Consider the following 18313-nt stretch of genomic DNA (forward strand, 5'->3'; position numbering starts at 1 on the left):
GGATCAAAGCTTTAACGTCCATTACCGCAGATGATGGTCCAAGGAAAACGGAGGTGCGCGTCATGTATCACAACATTCTTGTTCCCATTTCTTTCGATGCCGAACGGGATATTTCCGGTCCACTGAAATTGGCTGAGATTCTGGCAACACCCGATGCTCAGGTGACATTGTTGCATGTGGTCGAGCATATTCCGAACTATGCGATTTCCTACATGCCACCTGAATACCTGACTGAAGCCCGTAAAGCGCTGCAGACTGAATTGGATGATTTGGCTTCCAAACTGCCAAATGCCACCGGTGTGGTGATCGAAGGGCATTCCGGGCGAACCATTCTGGATTGGGCCGAAACACATAAACCCGATCTGATCATCATGGCATCACACCGACCCGGTATGCAGGACCTTTTGCTGGGCTCAACTACGAACCATGTTGTCCGTCACGCGGCTTGCGCTGTTCACGTGGTGCGCTGATCAGGTTTCAGGTCTGCGGGGGCAAGGCGCCATGCCTTGCCGAAGCCTCCATTCAGCAAGGCATCCAAGGGCTCGAAACGCACAAACCCGAAATCGGCAAAATCGACATAGAGTTTCGCTTTGGGTCGTAAGGACAGATATCGTGTGCGTAGTTCTGAATGTTCCGCACTGTCGCGCGGGATGAACACGGCTTTTGCGTGTAAAGTCAAACGCGGGTGGATCAGGGGGTCGCCTGTTTCTTCAGGCTCGCCGATCAACAGGGCGCAAGCCGGGTTGGATTGCAGGGCTCGGGTATGATCGGCCAGTGTCGAGATCAAGGTCACTGGTTCGCCGCGCATATCGGTAGCCAGGGCGACTCGCGATACCGAGGGCAATCCGAGGTCTGGGCGCAACGTTGCGAGGGCGCCATAGGTTGCAGTGTCGATCAGGTCGCGTGCCAGATTGCGAGCAGTGTCATCGGTCGGGCGAAAAGGGCTGGTTTGCGTCATCGCTTACGTGTTTCCAAGGTGTTTGAAACATGCAAACGATAACCGCATTGTGCTTTCGCCGCGAGATATTGTTTCAGTTCGGGTTTGGGTCTCGGTTTCGCCGCAAATCTGGGCTAAGAAAAAGAGATGCCCAACCGCAGGTCCATATCCGAACTGGTATCCCACGATCCAGACCTCTCGCGCCGTCACAAACGGGCTGAGGCTCTGCGCAAGCGTGCGGTGTCTCCGGTTAGGATCTTGTTGATGGTCCTTATGCTGCCGATGACAACAATGGTCATCGCTGTGGGGGTTTACCTGCGCACATCCGAATTCGAACGTGAAGAGGCTCTGATACACTTGATTGCTATGGCTGGGTGTGATGCGGTCGAAAAACTGGTGCCGGGACCGTTTGTGGCGGGCGAGCCGGGATATCACGCCCGCAACGATCCTGACGGCGATGGTATTGCCTGTGGTGAGGTCGCGCTGGTTCCTGTCCAAAATACGCTGCCACAACAAGCGGATACGCCCAGATCACGCTCGGTTGGTACTGCCAAATTCGTGCGCCCCTGACCCGTTTCTAAGAGAAACCTCATGACTGTGATACACTGCGCCCGACGCGCCGTTTTGGCCGTCTTTGGGGGGACATCGCCCAGATAGCGAGGAAAATCATGTTTGCACGCGTTACCCAATATAAAATGAAGCCTGGCACGCGCGACGAGGCCACGGCAAAGCTGAATGACCTGAAAGCCGAGATTATGGGCATGCCGGGTATGCACTGCTTTACCAATGTGATGAACGAGGATGGAAGTGGCTTTGTAGTCTCCGTGGTGGAAAGTGAAGAAACCTCGAACGCAAACGCGCCCAAAGTGGCGGAAATTTGGGGACAATTTGCAGAGTATCTGGAGGGCCCGCCATCGCCCGTCGGGTATGACGTGGTGGCGCATTGGCACACGGGATAAGGTTTTGAGATTTGGGCAACCTTAACAGGTTGCCCTGGCTAGGATTGAAAGCCAAGATCGGGCCATGACCCGAGACGAATTCAACACCTTCTGTGCCAGCCTCAAGGCCACCAGCCATGTGGTGCAATGGGGCAATGCGGATGTGTGGAAGGTGGGTGGTAAGGTCTTTGCGATCTGCGGCTGGAACGAGGGGCGCGATGCCTTCACCTTCAAGGCCACCGATCTGGCTTTTGAAGTGCTCGGTGATGAGCCCGGCATCCGCCCAGCGCCTTATCTGGCATCGCGGGGGATGAAGTGGCTGCAGGTTTATGAAGAACGCGGGATGAGTGATGCCTCACTGCGCGAACATATCGTGACGTCTTATGATCTGGTCGTGGCCAAGCTGACCAGGAAGCTGCGGGCCGAGTTGGGGGTTTAACCCTTCATCGCGTGCAGCAATTCCAGCAGTTGTTTGCGATCGTCATCATCAGCATAGTCACCGGCGGCCAGACGCTGGGCGACGTTCAGGCGCAGGCGTTCCTGCTGGGTCCGGACCTCTTCGCCTGCAGTTTCAGCCAAGGTCTTCATGATCGCGGCCACCGCCTGCTGACGCTTGGTGGTGGGGTTGGCGATATAGTCGACAAGGCTCTGCTGACCGGAATCGAGAATGTTTTCGGCCAAATCGCGCAGTTGTTCACCATTGGGCAGCAGCGGGGCGGGGGCGTCCTGTGGCGGCAGGATTTCCGGCACGCTGCGCGGGGTTTCGGCCAGAGCGTTTGCGCCGTCCACGAACGCCTCGGTGATCATCCGAGTGATCTTGATCGCACGAGGGTCCTTGAACAGGGCCGAGGCGATGGCCACGCCGTAATCGGTATAGACCCAAGGATTGACCCGCCGCCCGCCACGGCCCTTGGGTTTTGAGATCACATTCTGTGATTGCAAATCGGCGACTTCGGCATCGGTCAGCTGAAAGCGATAGCCTTCGAACAGGTCCTTGTTGCGCGAGACGGCCTGATTGAAGGCGCTGACGGACTTTCCGTAGAACTGCGCCAGATCCTCGGCCAGTACCACACGGGTGCCGCGCACCCGGTGTATGGCGCTTTGGACTTCATGCGTGCTGGGCAGGGTGTTGGGGTTCGCCATGGCAATCGTTTGGAATCACAATTTGTGATTTCAAACGTGGAGGAGGGAGCGCTGGGCTGCAAGGGGGGAGTTTTGGGGTGCTTGGCTTCTCGTCACTGTCTTGCTAAGCCTTGGCAAATTCATTTCAGATCCATAGACATAAGATCGCGCACTCCAATGGTCAAAATAAACCTAAACATAAAAAAGAAGCTGCTTCACGCAAATAAAAGCCTGAGTAGCGCAGTGGCTGTCATAAACTCTCAATCTGATTACTGGTTTTGGTGGGGTCGATCTCTACCACCCCGTGACAGGTATTTGTTTGATGTTGAAAGGGCAATTCTCTTTTTAGAAGACAGGAGATTTGTTTCGCACTATGGAGCGGAACTTCGAATGATTCCCCGACTAATACGGAGAATTTTAATGGGAAAAAGGCTTGGTGGGATAAGTACTATAGACCAACAAGTTGTACGTATTGTTAGAAGCAGATATGAAAGAACCATTCAAAGAAAGGTAGGAGAGCTTACCCTTGCCACCCTATTAAATGCGCATCTGCCAAAGCACAGGATTTTCCATTATTATATTCACTTCGCCTACTTGGGCTATAGGATGGAAGGAGTAGAAGTAGCCAGCCGTAAACTCTTTTCTAAGAGAGCAGCGAACCTATCACCAAACGAGGCCTGCCTTGTTGCGGCCCTGTTTGCGCGACCAGTGCCAAAGTCGGTTGTTCTAAAAGTGGATTCCAATCTTAGAAGCTACTCACCGGAAGAACTTTTTGAGATAGCAAAGGTATCTGGAAGCGAAAAGTGGGCAGAGAAAACTAAAGCAAGATACGAGTACGCTCTTAAAAATTACGCCCGTATTCCCAATAGCCTTTTTATCAAGTAGGAGCTTGATATATAGTCGAGGTCGGCAATCTCTAGGTTGTTTATTCTTTGCGTGGTGCCAATTAGGCCAGATTCAATTCTATCATTTAATTCCTGCAGAAACTTATAACATTCTCGGCGTGCAATATTGACCCGCGTCCTTGATGACCGGAATCTCTTTAAATCATCTTTGCTCAGGTGCTCTAACCCATATCTAGCTCTAAGTAGCATAAAATCAGAGCTCAACCGGAGCGAGCTGTGAATGTTGTTTTCAAATTCGCGTGCAGTTTCTCGGTCAAAGTAGAACGAGATTTTTGCCTTATTAGCGGATAATTTGCTCATCCATTGATTAACTACTTGGCGATACTCACCTAGTTCATCGCTGCTTGGGTGCCTCTGCTCACATATTGCTAGAAACTTAAGTTGGCCCAGGAGTCTTTGGTCTATGTCGTCAGATATACACTCAACGACATCCAGAGCGCCCTTTCGTTCATTGTTTCGTAAGGTAGTGAGATGCTGATGCCGCCAACTTCGGTATTGAAGCAACGAGCCAACAAGAGCGGCGATAACACCTAATATCAAAGTCTCCCAAAAACTCATTCAAATAACCTTGCTTATCTTTTCCGTCGTTTGACATTACCGCCCCGCTGCCCCGGTCGTCCAGCCGTTGACCGTCCGCGCGATTTCACCGCGTCTTCCGAGGCTTTCTCGACCGCCCATTGGCGCGCCATGGGGTCGTCGGCGACGGCCAGATCGACCGCTTCCAGACGTTTGATCTCATCCCGGATGTTGGCGGCCTCTTCGAATTCCAGGTTCTCGGCGGCTTTGCGCATCTGGTCGCGCAACCCGTCCAAATGGGCCTCGAGGTTGGCGCCGTGCATCGGTTTGTCGATGGTGGCAGTGACGCGATTCATGTCGACGTCGCCTTCGTAGAGACCGGCCAGAACGTCCTCGACATTCTTCTTCACCGTCTCGGGGGTGATACCGTGCTCCTCGTTATAGGCGAGCTGTTTGGCGCGGCGGCGGTTGGTTTCCTCCAGCGCGCGTTCCATCGAACCGGTGACCTTGTCGGCATACATGATCACGCGGCCATCGGCATTCCGCGCGGCGCGGCCGATGGTCTGGATCAGCGAGGTTTCCGAGCGCAGGAAGCCCTCTTTGTCGGCGTCCAGAATGGCGACTAGCCCGCATTCGGGGATGTCGAGCCCCTCGCGCAGCAGGTTGATGCCGACCAGCACGTCAAACGCGCCCAGCCGCAAGTCGCGCAGGATTTCGATGCGTTCCAGCGTGTCGATATCCGAGTGCATGTAACGCACCTTGATGCCCTGTTCGTGCAGGTATTCGGTCAGATCCTCGGCCATGCGTTTGGTCAGTGTGGTGACCAGCGTGCGGAAGCCGTTGGCTGCGACCTTGCGCACCTCGTCCAGCAGGTCGTCCACCTGCATAGACACGGGGCGAATCTCGACCTCGGGGTCCAAGAGGCCGGTGGGGCGGATCACCTGTTCGGTGAAGACGCCGCCGGTCTGTTCGATCTCCCATTTGGCCGGGGTGGCCGAGACAAAGACGGATTGCGGGCGCATGGCGTCCCATTCCTCGAACTTCAGCGGGCGGTTGTCCATGCAGGACGGCAGGCGGAACCCGTGTTCGGCAAGTGTGAACTTGCGCCGGTAGTCGCCCCGGTACATGCCGCCGATCTGCGGGACGCTGACGTGGGATTCGTCGGCGAAGACGATGGCATTGTCGGGGATGAATTCGAACAGTGTTGGAGGCGGTTCGCCCGGCGCGCGGCCGGTCAGATAGCGCGAGTAGTTCTCGATCCCGTTGCAGACGCCGGTGGCCTCGAGCATCTCAAGGTCGAAGTTGGTGCGCTGTTCCAGACGTTGCGCTTCCAGCAATTTGCCCTCGCCGACCAGTTGATCCAGCCGAATACGCAGCTCCTTTTTGATGCCGATGATCGCTTGCTGCATCGTCGGTTTCGGCGTCACGTAGTGCGAGTTCGCGTAGACCCGCACATGCTCCATCGTAGCGGCGCGTTCACCGGTCAGGGGGTCGAATTCGGTGATCTGTTCCAGTTCTTCGCCAAAGAAGGAAAGCTTCCAGGCGCGGTCTTCAAGGTGGGCGGGCCAGATTTCCAATGAATCACCGCGCACCCGGAACGAACCCCGCTGAAACGCCTGATCATTGCGGCGGTATTGCTGGGCGACCAGATCGGCCATCACCTGCCGCTGGTCGTAATCCTTGCCGACCTTCAGGTCCTGCGTCATCGCACCATAGGTCTCGACCGAACCGATACCATAGATGCAGGACACCGAGGCGACGATGATCACGTCATCCCGTTCCAGCAAGGCTCGCGTGGCCGAGTGGCGCATCCGGTCGATCTGTTCGTTGATCTGGGATTCCTTTTCTATGTACGTGTCCGAACGCGGTACATAGGCCTCGGGTTGGTAGTAGTCGTAGTAGGAGACAAAGTATTCGACCGAGTTTTCCGGAAAGAAACCTTTGAACTCTCCATAAAGCTGCGCGGCGAGTGTTTTGTTCGGCGCGAGGATAATGGCGGGGCGCTGGGTTTCTTCAATCACCTTGGCCATGGTGAAGGTCTTGCCGGTCCCGGTCGCGCCCAACAGCACCTGATCACGCTCGCCGTCGCGCACGCCTCCGGCCAGTTCCGTGATCGCCGTTGGCTGGTCGCCCGCAGGAGAGAACTCAGTATGCATCACGAACTGTTTGCCGCCTTCCAGTTTTAGGCGGGTGCGGACGTCCTCGGCAGTCAGTTGGGTCTTGTCGGAATGAGCATAGGCCATCAGGGGGATTCCTTTCGCGCCTGATTTTGATCTGTTTTTGTTCTTGTTCAAGGGGGCATTTCAAACGCTCTAAGTTGCGACAATTGCGGACTTGTCCGCGCAGCGCGTCTGACGCATAAACAGGCTCAGCCAAGTGAGTACGGAGAGGCGACATGCGCGCACGGATTTACCAGCCTTCGCGAAACGCGATGACCTCGGGGATGGCCAAGACCCGCAAGTGGGTGCTGGAATATGCCCCCGCGTCCGCACGAGAAGTTGATCCGCTGATGGGCTGGACCTCCTCCAGTGACACGCAGACTCAGGTGCGTCTGAAATTCGACACCAAGGAAGAGGCGCTGGACTACGCCAAGGACAACGGCATCGACGCGCAGGTCAGCGAACCGCACAAGCGCAAGCCCAACCTGCGCGCCCGTGGTTACGGCGAGAATTTTGCCACCGACCGGCGCGCGCCCTGGACTCACTGACTTGATCAACATTTGCGAGGCCGATCCAACCTCGGACGCGCTGCGCCCAGTGGTCCAGGCGCATTTTGCCCACAGCGAAATCGCCGGGCCGGCGGAAAGCAACCACACCATGAATGCCGAGGCGCTGGCCGGGCCGGGGATGCGGTTCTGGGCGATGTACGACGATGGGCAGCCAGTGGGCTGCGGTGCGCTCAAAATGTTGCCGGATGGTACGGCAGAGGTGAAGTCGGTGCATGTCCTGTCGCAAGCCCGCGGACGAGGTCTGGCACGTGCGATGATGGAATACCTGGCAGAACTCGCGCGAGCCGAAGGTCTGTCAGCCTTGGTTCTGGAGACCGGCGCGGCGCATCTACCGGAATATGATGCGGCCCGAAAACTCTACGAGGCGCTGGGTTATTCCTATTGCGGGCCGATCTTTGGATATGAAACCGATCCGAATTCAGCCTTCATGCGCTTGGGTCTTGAACCCCGCCCGTAAAAACCGCAAGAAGGGCTGAGCGGTCCCTTAGCTCAACTGGATAGAGCAGCTGACTTCTAATCAGCAGGTTGAGGGTTCGAGTCCTTCAGGGATCGCCAGTATCACTTTAAGCTGTTGAAAAATAACAAAGTTTACACCCAGCCCCGGGATGGCTTTACATGTTCTGCACTTGTTCTTTTCCGGAATCGGGGCAGGATGCTAAGCGCTGGATGGTGGACTATCTCGACGGCAAGACCGTCACATGTGACCTGAACGGCGAGCGCACTTATGATCGCTGGGTGGGTATCTGCCAGGCGGATGGTCAGGACGTAGGGGCTGCAGTTATTGCCGCAGGACACGCTTTGGATTGCGCCCGGTATTCAGGTGGTCGATACAGGCACTTAGAAACCTCGGCGGCTAAGTCACGGTTACGGCAGGCCGGGTATTGTAGATAGGGCGTTGTTAGGTCGTTGAGGCGGCTACGAAAGAATTAGGAATAGAAGCGAGTGTCAATTTTGGATCACAACGACCACGTGAAAGCAGGTCGTGCAGTTATTATTGTCTCCGTGATGCACATTTTTCTCAGTCAATGCATCGTTGAGTTTTCAGATGTTACGCTTCTCGGTCTGAAAGTCCGCATTTCTTCACAAGAGCTGCTTTCACTAGTCCGGTTGCTTCTATACGGATACGCATTTTTGTTTGGCATAAGACTGTTTCAGTCGGGAATTTTGTTTCGCTTCCTCGCTGTAGCTAATGAGAACGAAAAACTTCGGGATGAACAAGTCCGTTTGCTGGACGAACGTATGCTATCAAGCATGCGCGAAATGGAAGCTCGTAAGAGTGCTTTTTTCGAAAGCCTGTCAAATACCGACCCAAATCACGATGAGGTTTTTGCAGCCGGAAAAGATAAATTTAGAGAGGAGGGGGATGCGATTCACAGAATTCAAGAGAGAGGGATCAAACGGGCCGAAGCTTACGCATCAGCAAAAACTTATATCGATTATGCTGTTTCTATTTTGATCGAAGTTGTTGTTCCTTTGAGTTTCCTTTTTATGGCGGTTTTTGCGCGAGTCGACTGGTTGGTGTGTTCTGCACAAGCACAGGCCTTACCTGACGCTACAAGCCTACTAGTTCACTAAAGGGAGCAACCATGAAGCCAGCCATTCGCCAATCCTATGAACGCTACATGGCAAAGATTGAAGCGGAGCTTGCCGACTGCACAGACGATGAGCGCCGCGCTGTAGCGGAGCGCTAACTGGAAATAGAGCGAGCGTTATTGGCAAGACTGGAGCAACGGTAAGTCGGTCAGGAATCCTCGCTCGTGTACCAGCAGTAGGCCAACCAGGCTACACCTATGGCAAGTAAGTAAGGGGATGCTGCGACAGCACCGGCTTTAAAGCCGATGGTATTTGCGACATATCTGCCGCCGTGGGTTAAGATAAGTTTACCAGAAGAGTTCGTGACTGTGTCATATCCAAGCATGTCAAATCCCTCCAACTTGTTAAATACACGGCAGAGATAGTAGCTGAATCTATATCTTCAACAATAAGGAGCGGCCAACCTCACCGGGCAAACAGCATCCGAGCCAGGATAAACAGCCCGATACCGGCAAACAGTGCAAGGACGGGATTGGCCTCGAAAAAGCCTATCATAGATGAAAGACTAAACCCGCCGTAGTCAGAGCCAGCAAAACTGGCGGCATTGCCCGTAGTGACTCCATACTCAACCAACATAACAACCACCTAAAAAACAGACAGGGGTAGTGAGTATGCCATAAGTTGGCCAAAAATCCAAAAAAGAGGGCGCTTGCCGCTTCCCCCTGCCTGCCGCATATCTGAGGTATGCACGTCCTCTACCTCACATGCCCCAACTGCGACCACACCGGAATGACCCGCAGCGCCAAGGCTATAGAGCCTCACATGGCCGCGCGCCGATTCCCCGCCAGATGCTCCAAGTGCAGCCACGCCGAAACCTCTGACCTGTTCAGGGCCACCCTGTCCTTTTATGTGGATGTGAACCCTTTTCGGCAGTGCGAACGTGTAGAGGAATAGGGTTTTACAACCGCCCGAAAAAACCATTGAAAATCAATGGGAGGGGCGCGGTGATTTTACGAAGTAACTATTTGATTTAAAATAAAAAGCGCTGCCCTTCAGGGATCGCCAGCTTAACGACAAGAAACTCGACCCATTTGGGGTGTCGGTGCTTTCTTCAAGGCAGACGATATCCAGTTTCCTAAGTTTGGCGCAATCCAGCTCACTCCGAAAAACCGCGGAAATCGGCTATACTCGCTGCCATTAGTCGACAGGAGACTCACATGCTTTACCCAATTGCAACGTTAGAAGCCGATAAACTGGACGCTGTCCGGGCGCTTGAAAAAGAAATCGGCAGCCCGGTTGTGGCACTTGCCGCTGTGGATACGGATTCAGCTACTCTGCCTAAGGAAGACCTCCAGAAGTTGCAGGCTTTGGAGGACGAACTAAACGTTGTTCTGGTCGCTGTACGTCCAAACTGAGTTTTTGAAGACCCAGCGGATTACTTTACTCCAGTCGTCCTTGTGAAAAAAATCTTGCAACCGGTTGCAAAGAGACTCATGGTGTCCCCGAAATAAAGAATCGGGAGGCCTCCATGCTCAGAATCGGATTGCTTGGCGCCGGGCGTATTGGGCGCGTACATGCACAGGCCATCGGCGCGCATCCTCACAGCCAGCTTTGCGCAGTGTCTGACGCGATTTCCGATGCGGCTGAAAGCCTTGCTTCCGAACAGGGGGCAACCGTGCGGGACTCCATGGAGATCATTGCGGACCGGTCGATTGATGCGGTTCTTATTGCAACGCCGACTGACACCCATTCTGACCTGATCGAGGCTGCAACGCAGGCCGGTAAGGCCGTTTTGTGTGAAAAACCCGTTGATCTCAGCCTTGAACGGGCTCTGGCTTGCCAATTGGTGGCGGCGGAAACTGGCCAGCCGGTGATGGTGGGTTTCAATCGTCGGTTTGACCCCAGCTTTTCCACTCTGAAATCTGCGGCCGATCAGGGTGAAATCGGCAGGCCCGAGATGCTGTCGATCACTTCCTTTGACCCGGCGCCCCCACCGGTCAGTTACATCAAGGTGTCAGGCGGTTTGTTCCGGGACATGATGATCCATGATTTCGACATGGCGAACTATCTGATGGGCCAGTTGCCGGTGCAGATTTCAGCCGTAGGTACGTCGATTGTAGATCCTGAAATTGGTCAGGCAGGGGATGTGGATACTGCCGTTGTGACAATGACTTATGCGGATGGTCAGATCGCGGTGATCAAGAACTCGCGGAGGGCTGTCTATGGCTATGATCAGCGGATCGAGATATTGGGGTCAGGTGGTCTGTTGCAGGCCCATAACATTCTGGAAAACGCGGTGGTCAAGTCGACATCTGATGGCGTCACCGGGGCAAAGCCGACCTACTTTTTCCTTGAACGCTATATGCCTGCCTACCGAGCTGAATGGGATGCGTTTGTTCAGGCTGTGCAGTCCGGTTCCGCGATGCCGGTGACGCTTGAGGATGGTGTTGCCGCCCTTGCTATGGCCGAGGCAGCAACCCGTTCGGCGCAATCCGGGCAGCCGGTGGCGATGGTTGATGTTTTGAAACCGGTTGCAAAATGAGCAGATATCCGGAAACTGGAGAAAGCTCCACCAGATTCCCGGAGTGGAGGAGATTCGGCCCGTCCGAATGATTGGGGCTGAGACCCCGACAAAAAAGACAAACTGTTCTTATGGGAGGAAACCAAATGAATAAGTTCGTAAAAGGCGCATTGGCTGCTGGCGCATTGGCCTTGGCTACGCCTGCGTTTGCACAGGAAATCGTAGTCGTGTCGCACGGTCAGGCAAATGACGCGTTCTGGAACGTTGTGAAAAACGGCGTGGAACAGGCGGGCAAGGATGTCGGCGTGAATGTGGAATACCGCGCACCCGAAACCTTTGACATGGTGGCCATGTCGCAGCTGATCGACGCTGCCGTGAACCAGGAACCTGACGGGCTGATCGTCTCGATCCCCGACGCGGACGCACTTGGGCCGTCAATCGAACGCGCGGTTGAGGCCGGTATCCCAGTGATCTCGATAAACTCGGGGTCGGACGTCTCCAAGGACCTGGGTGCGCTGCTGCACGTTGGTCAGGACGAATTCGACGCGGGTAAAGCCGCCGGTGAGGCGCTGGCCTCGATGGGCGGCAAAACTGCGATCTGTGTGAACCACGAGGTGGGCAACGTTGCACTTGACCTGCGCTGTGCGGGCTTTGCCGAAGGGTTCGGTGGCAATATCGAAGTGCTGCCGACATCGAACGATCCGTCGGAAATCGAGTCGAAGGTCGCCGCTGCTTTGGCCGCGAACGAAGATGTAGACACTGTCATGGCATTGGGTGCCAGCTCGGCCGGTGAACCGACCGTTGAAGCGGTCAAAGCATCGGGACGCGACGTGAACGTGGCCTCGTTCGACCTTTCGGCGAACTTCCTGCAGTCGATCGCGGATGGCGACGCGGCTTTTGCCATCGATCAGCAGCAATACCTGCAGGGCTACCTGGCAGTGAACTTCATGGGCCTGCACGCGAAATACGGCCTGATGCCGGGTGGCAACGTGCCTTCGGGTCCGAACCTGGTCACTCAGGAAAAGGCTGCTCAGGTGATCGACCTGTCGTCGCAGGGCATCCGCTAAGCCCGTCGGACAAAGACATATGAAACGGCGTGACCTGCGCCGTTTCAATCGAATTGGGAGGAGAACATGAGTCAGTCAGCGCCCGTCGCAGCCGACGAAAGGGTCAAGAGCGAACCGTTCCTGACCAAGTTAATGAAACGCCCCGAGCTTGGCGCTATGGCCGGTGTCGTCCTTGTGGTCATTTTCTTCGCGCTCACTGCGGATGAGTCGATGTTCACTCTTGCAGGGATAATGAACTTCATGACGCCTGCGGCTCAACTCGGCATTCTGGCCATCGGGGCCGCTCTGCTGATGATTGGCGGCGAGTTCGACCTGTCCATCGGTTCGATGGTGGCGTTTTCCGGCCTTTTCTTCGGTGTGTGTGTAGTGACGTGGCAATTGCCGCTGATCGCTGCCATCCCGATGACCTTCGTTTTTGCGGCCATGGTCGGTGCGATTAACGGTAATATCGTGATCCGTTCCGGTCTGCCGTCCTTTATCGTGACGTTGGCCTTTCTGTTTATCCTTCGGGGCTTGTCTCTGGTCGGTTTGAAAATGGCGACGGGCGGGTCGACGCAGCTGCGCGGCGTGCGCGATGCGACCGAAAACGACTGGTTGGGGCCGTTCTTCTCGGGCGAAGCGTTCGGCAGCCTGTTCAGCTGGCTGGCCGCGAACGGCATGATCGACACGTTCAAAAGCGGCGCGCCTAAAGTACCGGGTGTCCCGGTTGAGATTCTGTGGTTCATCGTGCTGGCGCTGGCCGCGACCTATGTGCTGTTGCGCACTCCGGCGGGGAACTGGATTTTTGCCTCCGGCGGCGACAAGACTGCTGCTTCGAACTCGGGTGTGCCCGTGAGCCGCGTCAAGGTTTCGCTGTTCATGCTGACAGCCTGCTGCGCCGCACTGGTGGCGATCATCACGGTGATGGATGCGGGCTCGACCGATGCGCGCCGGGGCTTCCAGAAGGAGTTTGAAGCGATCATCGCGGCTGTGATCGGGGGCTGTTTGCTGACCGGCGGGTATGGGTCTGCTATCGGGGCTTTCTTCGGTTCGATCATCTTTGGCATGGTGGTCATCGGCCTGACCTACACCGATTTCGACCAGGATTGGTTCCAGGTTTTCCTGGGCGCCATGCTGCTGATCGCCGTTCTGTTCAACAACGCGATCCGCAAGCGTGTGACGGGGGAGCGCTGATATGACCGAAGACACCAAGTTCCACCACGGCGACGCGAGCGACGCGGCTCCTATCGTCGAAATGAAGAACATCGAAAAGCACTTTGGCAACATCATCGCTCTGGCCGGCGTCAGCTTTGACGTCAAACCGGGGGAATGCCACTGCCTTCTGGGCGACAACGGTGCAGGCAAGTCGACCTTCATCAAGACCATGTCCGGGGTGCACAAACCCACCAAGGGAGAGATTCTGTTCGAGGGTAAACCATTGCATTTCGACACGCCTCGGGATGCGATGGAGGCGGGTATTGCGACCGTGTTCCAAGACCTTGCGATGATCCCGCTGATGAGCGTGACACGCAACTTCTTTATGGGGCGCGAGCCGACAAAGGGTAAAGGGCTGCTCAAGCGGTTCGACGTTGAGCAGGCCAACGATGTCTGCATGGAAGAGATGCGCAAGATGGGCATCAACCTGCGGGGGCCGGATCAGGCAGTGGGAACGCTGTCTGGTGGTGAGCGTCAGACCGTCGCCATCGCCCGCGCAGTGTATTTCGGTGCTAAGATTCTTATCTTGGACGAACCTACCTCGGCCCTTGGGGTGCGTCAGACCTCGAACGTTCTGGCGACCATTGATCGGGTGCGCAGTCAGGGCGTCGGGGTTGTCTTCATCAGCCACAACGTCCGCCATGCGCTGGCTGTGGGGGATCGCTTTACCGTGCTGAATCGAGGCAAGACCTTGGGCACGGCAAAACGGGGTGAGATCACGCCCGAGGAGTTGCAGGACCTGATGGCGGGAGGTCAGGAAATGGCCGAACTGGAAGGCTCGCTGGGCGGAACGGTTTAACGCCGTTACCCCCCTTTTGGGGTCATCTGACCCAACATCTAACGAAATTGCAGGATTGGCCAAAATGGCCTTGTGTTGAAAGGGATCACAATGGGCAACACAGTCCGACTGACCGCAGCGCAAGCTTTGGTGCGCTATCTGGGTGCGCAGATGAACGAGGCCGGAGAGCCTTTCATTGCAGGTGTCTGGGCCATCTTTGGCCATGGCAATGTGGCGGGGCTGGGTGAGGCGCTGCACGCTGTCAAAGAAAACCTGCCCACCTATCGCGGTCACAATGAACAGACCATGGCGCATTGCGCGATTGCCTATGCCAAACAGATGCGGCGGACGCGGGCGATGGCGGTGACCTCGTCGATCGGGCCGGGCGCGACCAACATGGTGACTGCGGCGGCGTTGGCGCATGTGAACCGCCTGCCGGTTCTGCTGCTACCCGGCGATGTGTTTGCCACACGAGGGCCGGACCCGGTGTTGCAACAGATTGAGAATTTCGGAGACGGGACTGTCAGCGCCAACGACTGCTTCCGCCCGGTCAGCCGTTATTACGATCGCATCTCGCGCTCCGAGCATTTGCTGACCGCTTTGCCGCGCGCTTTCCGCACGATGACGGACCCGGCCGATTGTGGTCCGGTGACGCTGGCCTTCTGTCAGGATGTGCAGGCCGAGGCTTATGAGTATCCCGAAAGCTTCTTTGAACCCCGCGTTTGGTATCAGCGCCGTATCCGCCCGGACGAAGGCGAATTGGCCCGCGCCGTTGCAGCGATCAAGGCTGCCAAACGTCCGGTCATCGTCGCCGGGGGTGGGGTGCATTACTCGGGCGCAACCGACGCGTTGCAAAGCTTTGTCGAAACACACAACGTTCCCGTAGCCGAAACTCAAGCAGGCAAGTCAGCGCTGGCCTGGGACCACCCGCTGAACCTCGGTCCCATCGGTGTGACCGGCGGCGAGCCCGCCAATGACGTTTGCGCCGAGGCTGATCTGGTGCTGGCGGTCGGTACACGGTTGCAGGACTTCACCACTGGCTCCTGGGGCCTGTTCTCGAACCCCGAGCGCGAGATGGTGTGTTTGAACACCGCCGCCTATGACGCAGAGAAACACGGCGCGAAGCCGCTACAGTCCGACGCGCGTGTTGGGTTGGAAGAGCTGGGTGCCGCCATGCAGGGTTACCGCGCAGAACCGGTGGCCGATACCCTCAAGGCCGAGTGGTTCGGCAAGGTCGACAAGCTGACCGATGCGCCCGGTGACGGCAATGCTCTGCCCACCGATATGCAGGTGGTGGGCGCGGTCCAGCGCGCCTCGCATGACGACACGGTCGTGATGTGCGCGGCAGGGACCATGCCCGGCGAGTTGCACAAACTTTGGAAAGCACCGCGCCCCGGAGCCTATCACATGGAATACGGGTTCAGCTGCATGGGGTACGAGATCGCAGGCGCCATGGGCATCAAGATGGCTCAGCCTGAGCGTGATGTGATCTGCTTTACCGGCGACGGCACCTATATGATGGCGAACTCGGAAATGGCGACCGCCGCGATGATGGGTGTCTCATTCACCGTAGTCATCACCGACAACCGGGGCTTCGGCTGCATCAACCGCTTGCAGATGGGTACCGGCGGGGCAGAATTTAACAACCTGCTGGACCACGCGGTGCATGAAACTCCTTCGGCCATCGACTTTGCAGCCCATGCGGCGGCGATGGGGGCGACCTCGGTCAAGGTCAGCTCGATTGCCGAGCTTGAGGAGGCGCTTGCCAAACGTGGTGATATCAAAGGCCCGTATGTGGTGGTCATCGACACCGACCCATACCCCTCGACCGAATATGGCGGCACCTGGTGGGAAGTGGCCGTGCCCGAGGTCAGCATCCGCCCTGAAGTGAACGAAAAACGTGCGGCCTATGAAGTCGCCATCAAGGAAAGAAACACGAAATGAGCGTGAAAATCGGAATCTCTCCGATCGCGTGGCAAAATGACGATCTGCCGGATCTGACCGCCGCCTACACTATGGAGCAGGCCCTGAAAGAAGCGCGCGAAATCGGATATACCGGTGTCGAACGCGGCCAGCGGATGCCCGGCGACACAGAAGGTCTGCGCGCCTATCTCGAAGGCAACAATATTGCGCTTTGCGGCGGCTGGTGTTCCGGTGCGTCGCTGGTCAATGACTTCGCAATCGAACGCGAAGTCGTGCGTGAACAGGTCGAACAGTTCGTGGCGCTGAACAGCCCGTGTATCGTCTATGCCGAGTGCTCCAACACTGTGCAGGGTCAGATCGGAACGCCGGTCAATGACCGCCCCAAACTGTCCAAGGATGAGGTTCTGGCATACGCGGGCAATCTGACCGAGTTGGCGAAATGGATGGCCGATCAGGGTATGACGATGGCCTATCACCATCACATGGGCACGATCATCGAAAGCGAGGATGACGTGAACTGGCTGATGGAGGGGTCAGGCCCCGAGGTGAAGCTGTGCTTCGACACCGGCCACCTGCTGTTCGGTGGCGGCGATGTGATGGCGACGTTGAACCGTTGGGGTGACCGGGTTCATCACGTGCATTTCAAGGATATCCGCCCAGCTGTCGTGCAGGACACGCGCGATAAAAATCGCAGCTTTCTGGATGCAGTGATCGCCGGCGCTTTCACCGTGCCAAGCGATGGCTGCATTGATTTCCAGGCCGTGGCAAATGCCCTCAAGGCGATGGATTACGACGGCTGGATCGTGGTTGAGGCCGAACAGGACCCGGCCAAAGCACCGCCCTACGAGTATTCCAAAATGGGCTACGACCACATTGTCGAGGTTTGCACGCAGGCAGGATTGGAAATCACCGAGTAATACACCGCCCCGAGGGGCAACACCGAAGCCATGAGAAAGGAGCACGTCATGGTGCATCAAGAGCTTGGATATGTCGGCTATTTCGACCGGGAGTCCTGTGATCTGGATGAATTCAAGGTGTTGACCTCTCAGAACCTTTCGGTTGGCGCGGTGCCCCATGCCGCGACCGTGGAAAAGAACGTACCGATCTATGACATGCAGGCGTTGCGCCCGGTGCTGGAACAGCCTGACAAGCGGCGAGCCTTGCTTGCGGAATGGGGTTGGGTACTGGACAAATCCGCCGGGGTGATCGCTCTGAAAGGGGCCTATCCGGATACCTCGGTTATAGATCGGGCCACGGATGTGTTTCGTCAGATCATCGACGAAGAGCGTCGGAGTGGGGCGGGTGAAGGCGACCACTTTGCTGCGTCGGGTGCCAATGACCGGATCTGGAATGCGCTGCAAAAGCAATGTCTGCGCGATCCAGAAGGATTTGCCTTGTATTTCGGGAATACGTCCATCGCCGCCGTCTGTGAGGCATGGCTTGGACCGAATTACCAAGTGACGGCGCAGGTCAATCAGGTACGTCCAGGCGGTAAGGCGCAACAGGCGCATCGGGATTACCACCTCGGCTTTCAAAGCGCGGACAGTGCTGCCCGATACCCCGCACATGTACACCTTGTTACAGCTTCTTTGACGTTGCAGGGCGCGGTTGCCCATTGCGACATGCCGGTGGAAAGCGGGCCGACGAAACTGTTGCCCTTTTCGCAGCTCTATCCGGCGGGCTATTTGGCATTTCACGATGCCGGACATCGGGAATACTTCGAGGATGCCTACGTCCAGTTGCCACTGTCCAAAGGCGACGCAGTGTTTTTCAACCCGGCCTTGTTTCATGCGGCTGGCGAAAACGGCAGCGCCGAAATTCAGCGTATGGCGAACCTGCTGCAAATCTCTTCGGCGTTTGGGCGCGCGATGGAGGGTGTGGATCGTCAGGCGATGTCTATTGCGGTCCTCCCATCGCTCATTGCGTTGACACAGCGTGGCAGTCTGAGTGCGGCTCAATTGGATGCAGCGATCGCTGCGACGGCTGAAGGCTACCCGTTCCCGACTAATCTGGACACCGATCCTCCAATCGGGGGCAATGCACCGGAGAGCCAGGCGGATGTCCTGCGCAGCGCTGTCGGGGAAAGCTGGGCCGAGGCGCGGCTGGCCGAGGCGCTTTCGGCCCTGCATCGAAGGCAAGCTGCCTAAAACA

General features: G+C 56.5%; 21 protein-coding genes and 1 tRNA gene. 18 read left to right on the plus strand and 4 right to left on the minus strand.

All coding sequences use genetic code 11. The annotated features are described in order from the left end of the window. Positions 1 to 62 precede the first annotated feature (62 nt). On the plus strand, positions 63 to 470 hold the full coding sequence (locus ABLN94_RS13210; protein ID WP_170488941.1) for a universal stress protein: 408 nt from the start codon (positions 63 to 65) through the stop codon (positions 468 to 470). On the opposite strand, the gene ABLN94_RS13215 is transcribed toward ABLN94_RS13210, so the two are convergent. Continuing rightward, complete coding sequence (locus tag ABLN94_RS13215) at positions 455 to 958, minus strand: HugZ family protein (RefSeq protein WP_352993005.1); 504 nt, start codon at positions 956 to 958, stop codon at positions 455 to 457. The two genes, ABLN94_RS13210 and ABLN94_RS13215, sit on opposite strands and share 16 nt — an antisense overlap. 126 nt (positions 959 to 1084) lie before the next feature. On the opposite strand from ABLN94_RS13215, the gene ABLN94_RS13220 reads away from it, so the two are divergent. From ABLN94_RS13220 to ABLN94_RS13230, 3 genes are all read left to right on the plus strand, one after another. Then, positions 1085 to 1507, plus strand: coding sequence for an excalibur calcium-binding domain-containing protein (locus ABLN94_RS13220; protein ID WP_352993006.1), 423 nt, complete (start codon positions 1085 to 1087; stop codon positions 1505 to 1507). A 98-nt stretch (positions 1508 to 1605) separates the two neighbouring features. Next, positions 1606 to 1896, plus strand: a complete 291-nt coding sequence (locus tag ABLN94_RS13225; RefSeq protein ID WP_170386063.1) for a hypothetical protein — start codon at positions 1606 to 1608, stop codon at positions 1894 to 1896. A gap of 64 nt (positions 1897 to 1960) precedes the next feature. Further along, on the plus strand, positions 1961 to 2314 hold the full coding sequence (locus ABLN94_RS13230) for an MmcQ/YjbR family DNA-binding protein (RefSeq protein WP_352993008.1): 354 nt from the start codon (positions 1961 to 1963) through the stop codon (positions 2312 to 2314). Here ABLN94_RS13230 and ABLN94_RS13235 read toward each other — a convergent pair. Beyond that, positions 2311 to 3018 (minus strand): ORF6N domain-containing protein, encoded by a 708-nt coding sequence (locus ABLN94_RS13235; protein ID WP_352993010.1) that lies wholly within the window; start codon positions 3016 to 3018, stop codon positions 2311 to 2313. The two genes, ABLN94_RS13230 and ABLN94_RS13235, sit on opposite strands and share 4 nt — an antisense overlap. Positions 3019 to 3174: 156 nt before the next feature. Here ABLN94_RS13235 and ABLN94_RS13240 point away from each other — a divergent pair, with 156 nt between their 5' ends. Further along, on the plus strand, positions 3175 to 3882 hold the full coding sequence (locus tag ABLN94_RS13240) for a biosynthetic peptidoglycan transglycosylase (protein ID WP_352993012.1): 708 nt from the start codon (positions 3175 to 3177) through the stop codon (positions 3880 to 3882). A 592-nt stretch (positions 3883 to 4474) separates the two neighbouring features. Here ABLN94_RS13240 and uvrB read toward each other — a convergent pair. Further along, positions 4475 to 6661, minus strand: coding sequence for an excinuclease ABC subunit UvrB (gene uvrB / locus ABLN94_RS13245; protein ID WP_352993013.1), 2187 nt, complete (start codon positions 6659 to 6661; stop codon positions 4475 to 4477). Between the two features lie 152 nt (positions 6662 to 6813). On the opposite strand from uvrB, the gene ABLN94_RS13250 reads away from it, so the two are divergent. The 5 genes from ABLN94_RS13250 (at position 6814) to ABLN94_RS13270 (ending at position 8721) form a co-directional block, all read left to right on the plus strand. Further along, positions 6814 to 7125: an ETC complex I subunit gene (locus ABLN94_RS13250; RefSeq protein ID WP_170488963.1), complete on the plus strand. Its 312-nt coding sequence runs from the start codon at positions 6814 to 6816 to the stop codon at positions 7123 to 7125. A 1-nt stretch (position 7126) separates the two neighbouring features. Then, positions 7127 to 7603, plus strand: a complete 477-nt coding sequence (locus ABLN94_RS13255; RefSeq protein WP_352993015.1) for a GNAT family N-acetyltransferase — start codon at positions 7127 to 7129, stop codon at positions 7601 to 7603. Positions 7604 to 7624: 21 nt separating this feature from the next. Beyond that, positions 7625 to 7701 (plus strand) — tRNA-Arg (locus ABLN94_RS13260). A gap of 111 nt (positions 7702 to 7812) precedes the next feature. Then, positions 7813 to 8037, plus strand: coding sequence for a thermonuclease family protein (locus ABLN94_RS13265; RefSeq protein WP_352993017.1), 225 nt, complete (start codon positions 7813 to 7815; stop codon positions 8035 to 8037). Between the two features lie 51 nt (positions 8038 to 8088). Next, positions 8089 to 8721: a hypothetical protein gene (locus ABLN94_RS13270; RefSeq protein WP_352993019.1), complete on the plus strand. Its 633-nt coding sequence runs from the start codon at positions 8089 to 8091 to the stop codon at positions 8719 to 8721. Between the two features lie 423 nt (positions 8722 to 9144). Here ABLN94_RS13270 and ABLN94_RS13275 read toward each other — a convergent pair whose 3' ends face one another. After that, complete coding sequence (locus tag ABLN94_RS13275; RefSeq protein ID WP_352993021.1) at positions 9145 to 9315, minus strand: hypothetical protein; 171 nt, start codon at positions 9313 to 9315, stop codon at positions 9145 to 9147. Positions 9316 to 9896: 581 nt separating this feature from the next. On the opposite strand from ABLN94_RS13275, the gene ABLN94_RS13280 reads away from it, so the two are divergent. The 8 genes from ABLN94_RS13280 to ABLN94_RS13315 all read left to right on the plus strand — a co-directional run bounded on the left by ABLN94_RS13280 (position 9897) and on the right by ABLN94_RS13315 (position 18309). After that, a complete protein-coding gene (locus tag ABLN94_RS13280) occupies positions 9897 to 10094 on the plus strand; it encodes a hypothetical protein (RefSeq protein WP_170488969.1) in 198 nt (65 codons plus the stop codon). Positions 10095 to 10207: 113 nt separating this feature from the next. Further along, entirely contained in the window at positions 10208 to 11221 is a 1014-nt protein-coding gene (gene iolG / locus ABLN94_RS13285; protein ID WP_352993023.1) for an inositol 2-dehydrogenase, read from the plus strand. 125 nt (positions 11222 to 11346) lie between these two features. Next, positions 11347 to 12267, plus strand: a complete 921-nt coding sequence (locus tag ABLN94_RS13290) for a sugar ABC transporter substrate-binding protein (protein WP_352993025.1) — start codon at positions 11347 to 11349, stop codon at positions 12265 to 12267. 66 nt (positions 12268 to 12333) lie between these two features. Continuing rightward, positions 12334 to 13440, plus strand: coding sequence for an ABC transporter permease (locus tag ABLN94_RS13295; RefSeq protein ID WP_352993027.1), 1107 nt, complete (start codon positions 12334 to 12336; stop codon positions 13438 to 13440). Position 13441: 1 nt separating this feature from the next. Continuing rightward, entirely contained in the window at positions 13442 to 14260 is an 819-nt protein-coding gene (locus tag ABLN94_RS13300; protein WP_170488981.1) for an ATP-binding cassette domain-containing protein, read from the plus strand. A gap of 90 nt (positions 14261 to 14350) precedes the next feature. Further along, a complete protein-coding gene (gene iolD, locus ABLN94_RS13305; protein WP_352993029.1) occupies positions 14351 to 16183 on the plus strand; it encodes a 3D-(3,5/4)-trihydroxycyclohexane-1,2-dione acylhydrolase (decyclizing) in 1833 nt (610 codons plus the stop codon). Next, positions 16180 to 17079 (plus strand): myo-inosose-2 dehydratase, encoded by a 900-nt coding sequence (iolE, locus tag ABLN94_RS13310; RefSeq protein ID WP_352993031.1) that lies wholly within the window; start codon positions 16180 to 16182, stop codon positions 17077 to 17079. Before iolD ends, iolE begins: the two co-directional genes overlap by 4 nt. A gap of 48 nt (positions 17080 to 17127) precedes the next feature. Next, entirely contained in the window at positions 17128 to 18309 is a 1182-nt protein-coding gene (locus ABLN94_RS13315; protein WP_352993033.1) for a phytanoyl-CoA dioxygenase family protein, read from the plus strand. Positions 18310 to 18313 lie beyond the last annotated feature (4 nt).

The organism is Ruegeria sp. SCP11 (assembly GCF_040329455.1).
Taxonomy (GTDB): Bacteria; Pseudomonadota; Alphaproteobacteria; order Rhodobacterales; family Rhodobacteraceae; genus Ruegeria; species Ruegeria atlantica_E.

What these genes read in the sequence shown, in the direction of transcription:
- ABLN94_RS13210 (WP_170488941.1), top strand. Translation starts at nt 63, where the DNA reads ATGTATCACAACATTCTTGTTCCCATTTCTTTCGATGCCGAACGGGAT.
- ABLN94_RS13215 (WP_352993005.1), bottom strand. Translation starts at nt 958, where the DNA reads ATGACGCAAACCAGCCCTTTTCGCCCGACCGATGACACTGCTCGCAAT.
- ABLN94_RS13220 (WP_352993006.1), top strand. Translation starts at nt 1,085, where the DNA reads ATGCCCAACCGCAGGTCCATATCCGAACTGGTATCCCACGATCCAGAC.
- ABLN94_RS13225 (WP_170386063.1), top strand. Translation starts at nt 1,606, where the DNA reads ATGTTTGCACGCGTTACCCAATATAAAATGAAGCCTGGCACGCGCGAC.
- ABLN94_RS13230 (WP_352993008.1), top strand. Translation starts at nt 1,961, where the DNA reads ATGACCCGAGACGAATTCAACACCTTCTGTGCCAGCCTCAAGGCCACC.
- ABLN94_RS13235 (WP_352993010.1), bottom strand. Translation starts at nt 3,018, where the DNA reads ATGGCGAACCCCAACACCCTGCCCAGCACGCATGAAGTCCAAAGCGCC.
- ABLN94_RS13240 (WP_352993012.1), top strand. Translation starts at nt 3,175, where the DNA reads ATGGTCAAAATAAACCTAAACATAAAAAAGAAGCTGCTTCACGCAAAT.
- uvrB (WP_352993013.1), bottom strand. Translation starts at nt 6,661, where the DNA reads ATGGCCTATGCTCATTCCGACAAGACCCAACTGACTGCCGAGGACGTC.
- ABLN94_RS13250 (WP_170488963.1), top strand. Translation starts at nt 6,814, where the DNA reads ATGCGCGCACGGATTTACCAGCCTTCGCGAAACGCGATGACCTCGGGG.
- ABLN94_RS13265 (WP_352993017.1), top strand. Translation starts at nt 7,813, where the DNA reads ATGGTGGACTATCTCGACGGCAAGACCGTCACATGTGACCTGAACGGC.
- ABLN94_RS13275 (WP_352993021.1), bottom strand. Translation starts at nt 9,315, where the DNA reads ATGTTGGTTGAGTATGGAGTCACTACGGGCAATGCCGCCAGTTTTGCT.
- ABLN94_RS13280 (WP_170488969.1), top strand. Translation starts at nt 9,897, where the DNA reads ATGCTTTACCCAATTGCAACGTTAGAAGCCGATAAACTGGACGCTGTC.
- iolG (WP_352993023.1), top strand. Translation starts at nt 10,208, where the DNA reads ATGCTCAGAATCGGATTGCTTGGCGCCGGGCGTATTGGGCGCGTACAT.
- ABLN94_RS13290 (WP_352993025.1), top strand. Translation starts at nt 11,347, where the DNA reads ATGAATAAGTTCGTAAAAGGCGCATTGGCTGCTGGCGCATTGGCCTTG.
- ABLN94_RS13295 (WP_352993027.1), top strand. Translation starts at nt 12,334, where the DNA reads ATGAGTCAGTCAGCGCCCGTCGCAGCCGACGAAAGGGTCAAGAGCGAA.
- ABLN94_RS13300 (WP_170488981.1), top strand. Translation starts at nt 13,442, where the DNA reads ATGACCGAAGACACCAAGTTCCACCACGGCGACGCGAGCGACGCGGCT.
- iolD (WP_352993029.1), top strand. Translation starts at nt 14,351, where the DNA reads ATGGGCAACACAGTCCGACTGACCGCAGCGCAAGCTTTGGTGCGCTAT.
- iolE (WP_352993031.1), top strand. Translation starts at nt 16,180, where the DNA reads ATGAGCGTGAAAATCGGAATCTCTCCGATCGCGTGGCAAAATGACGAT.
- ABLN94_RS13315 (WP_352993033.1), top strand. Translation starts at nt 17,128, where the DNA reads ATGGTGCATCAAGAGCTTGGATATGTCGGCTATTTCGACCGGGAGTCC.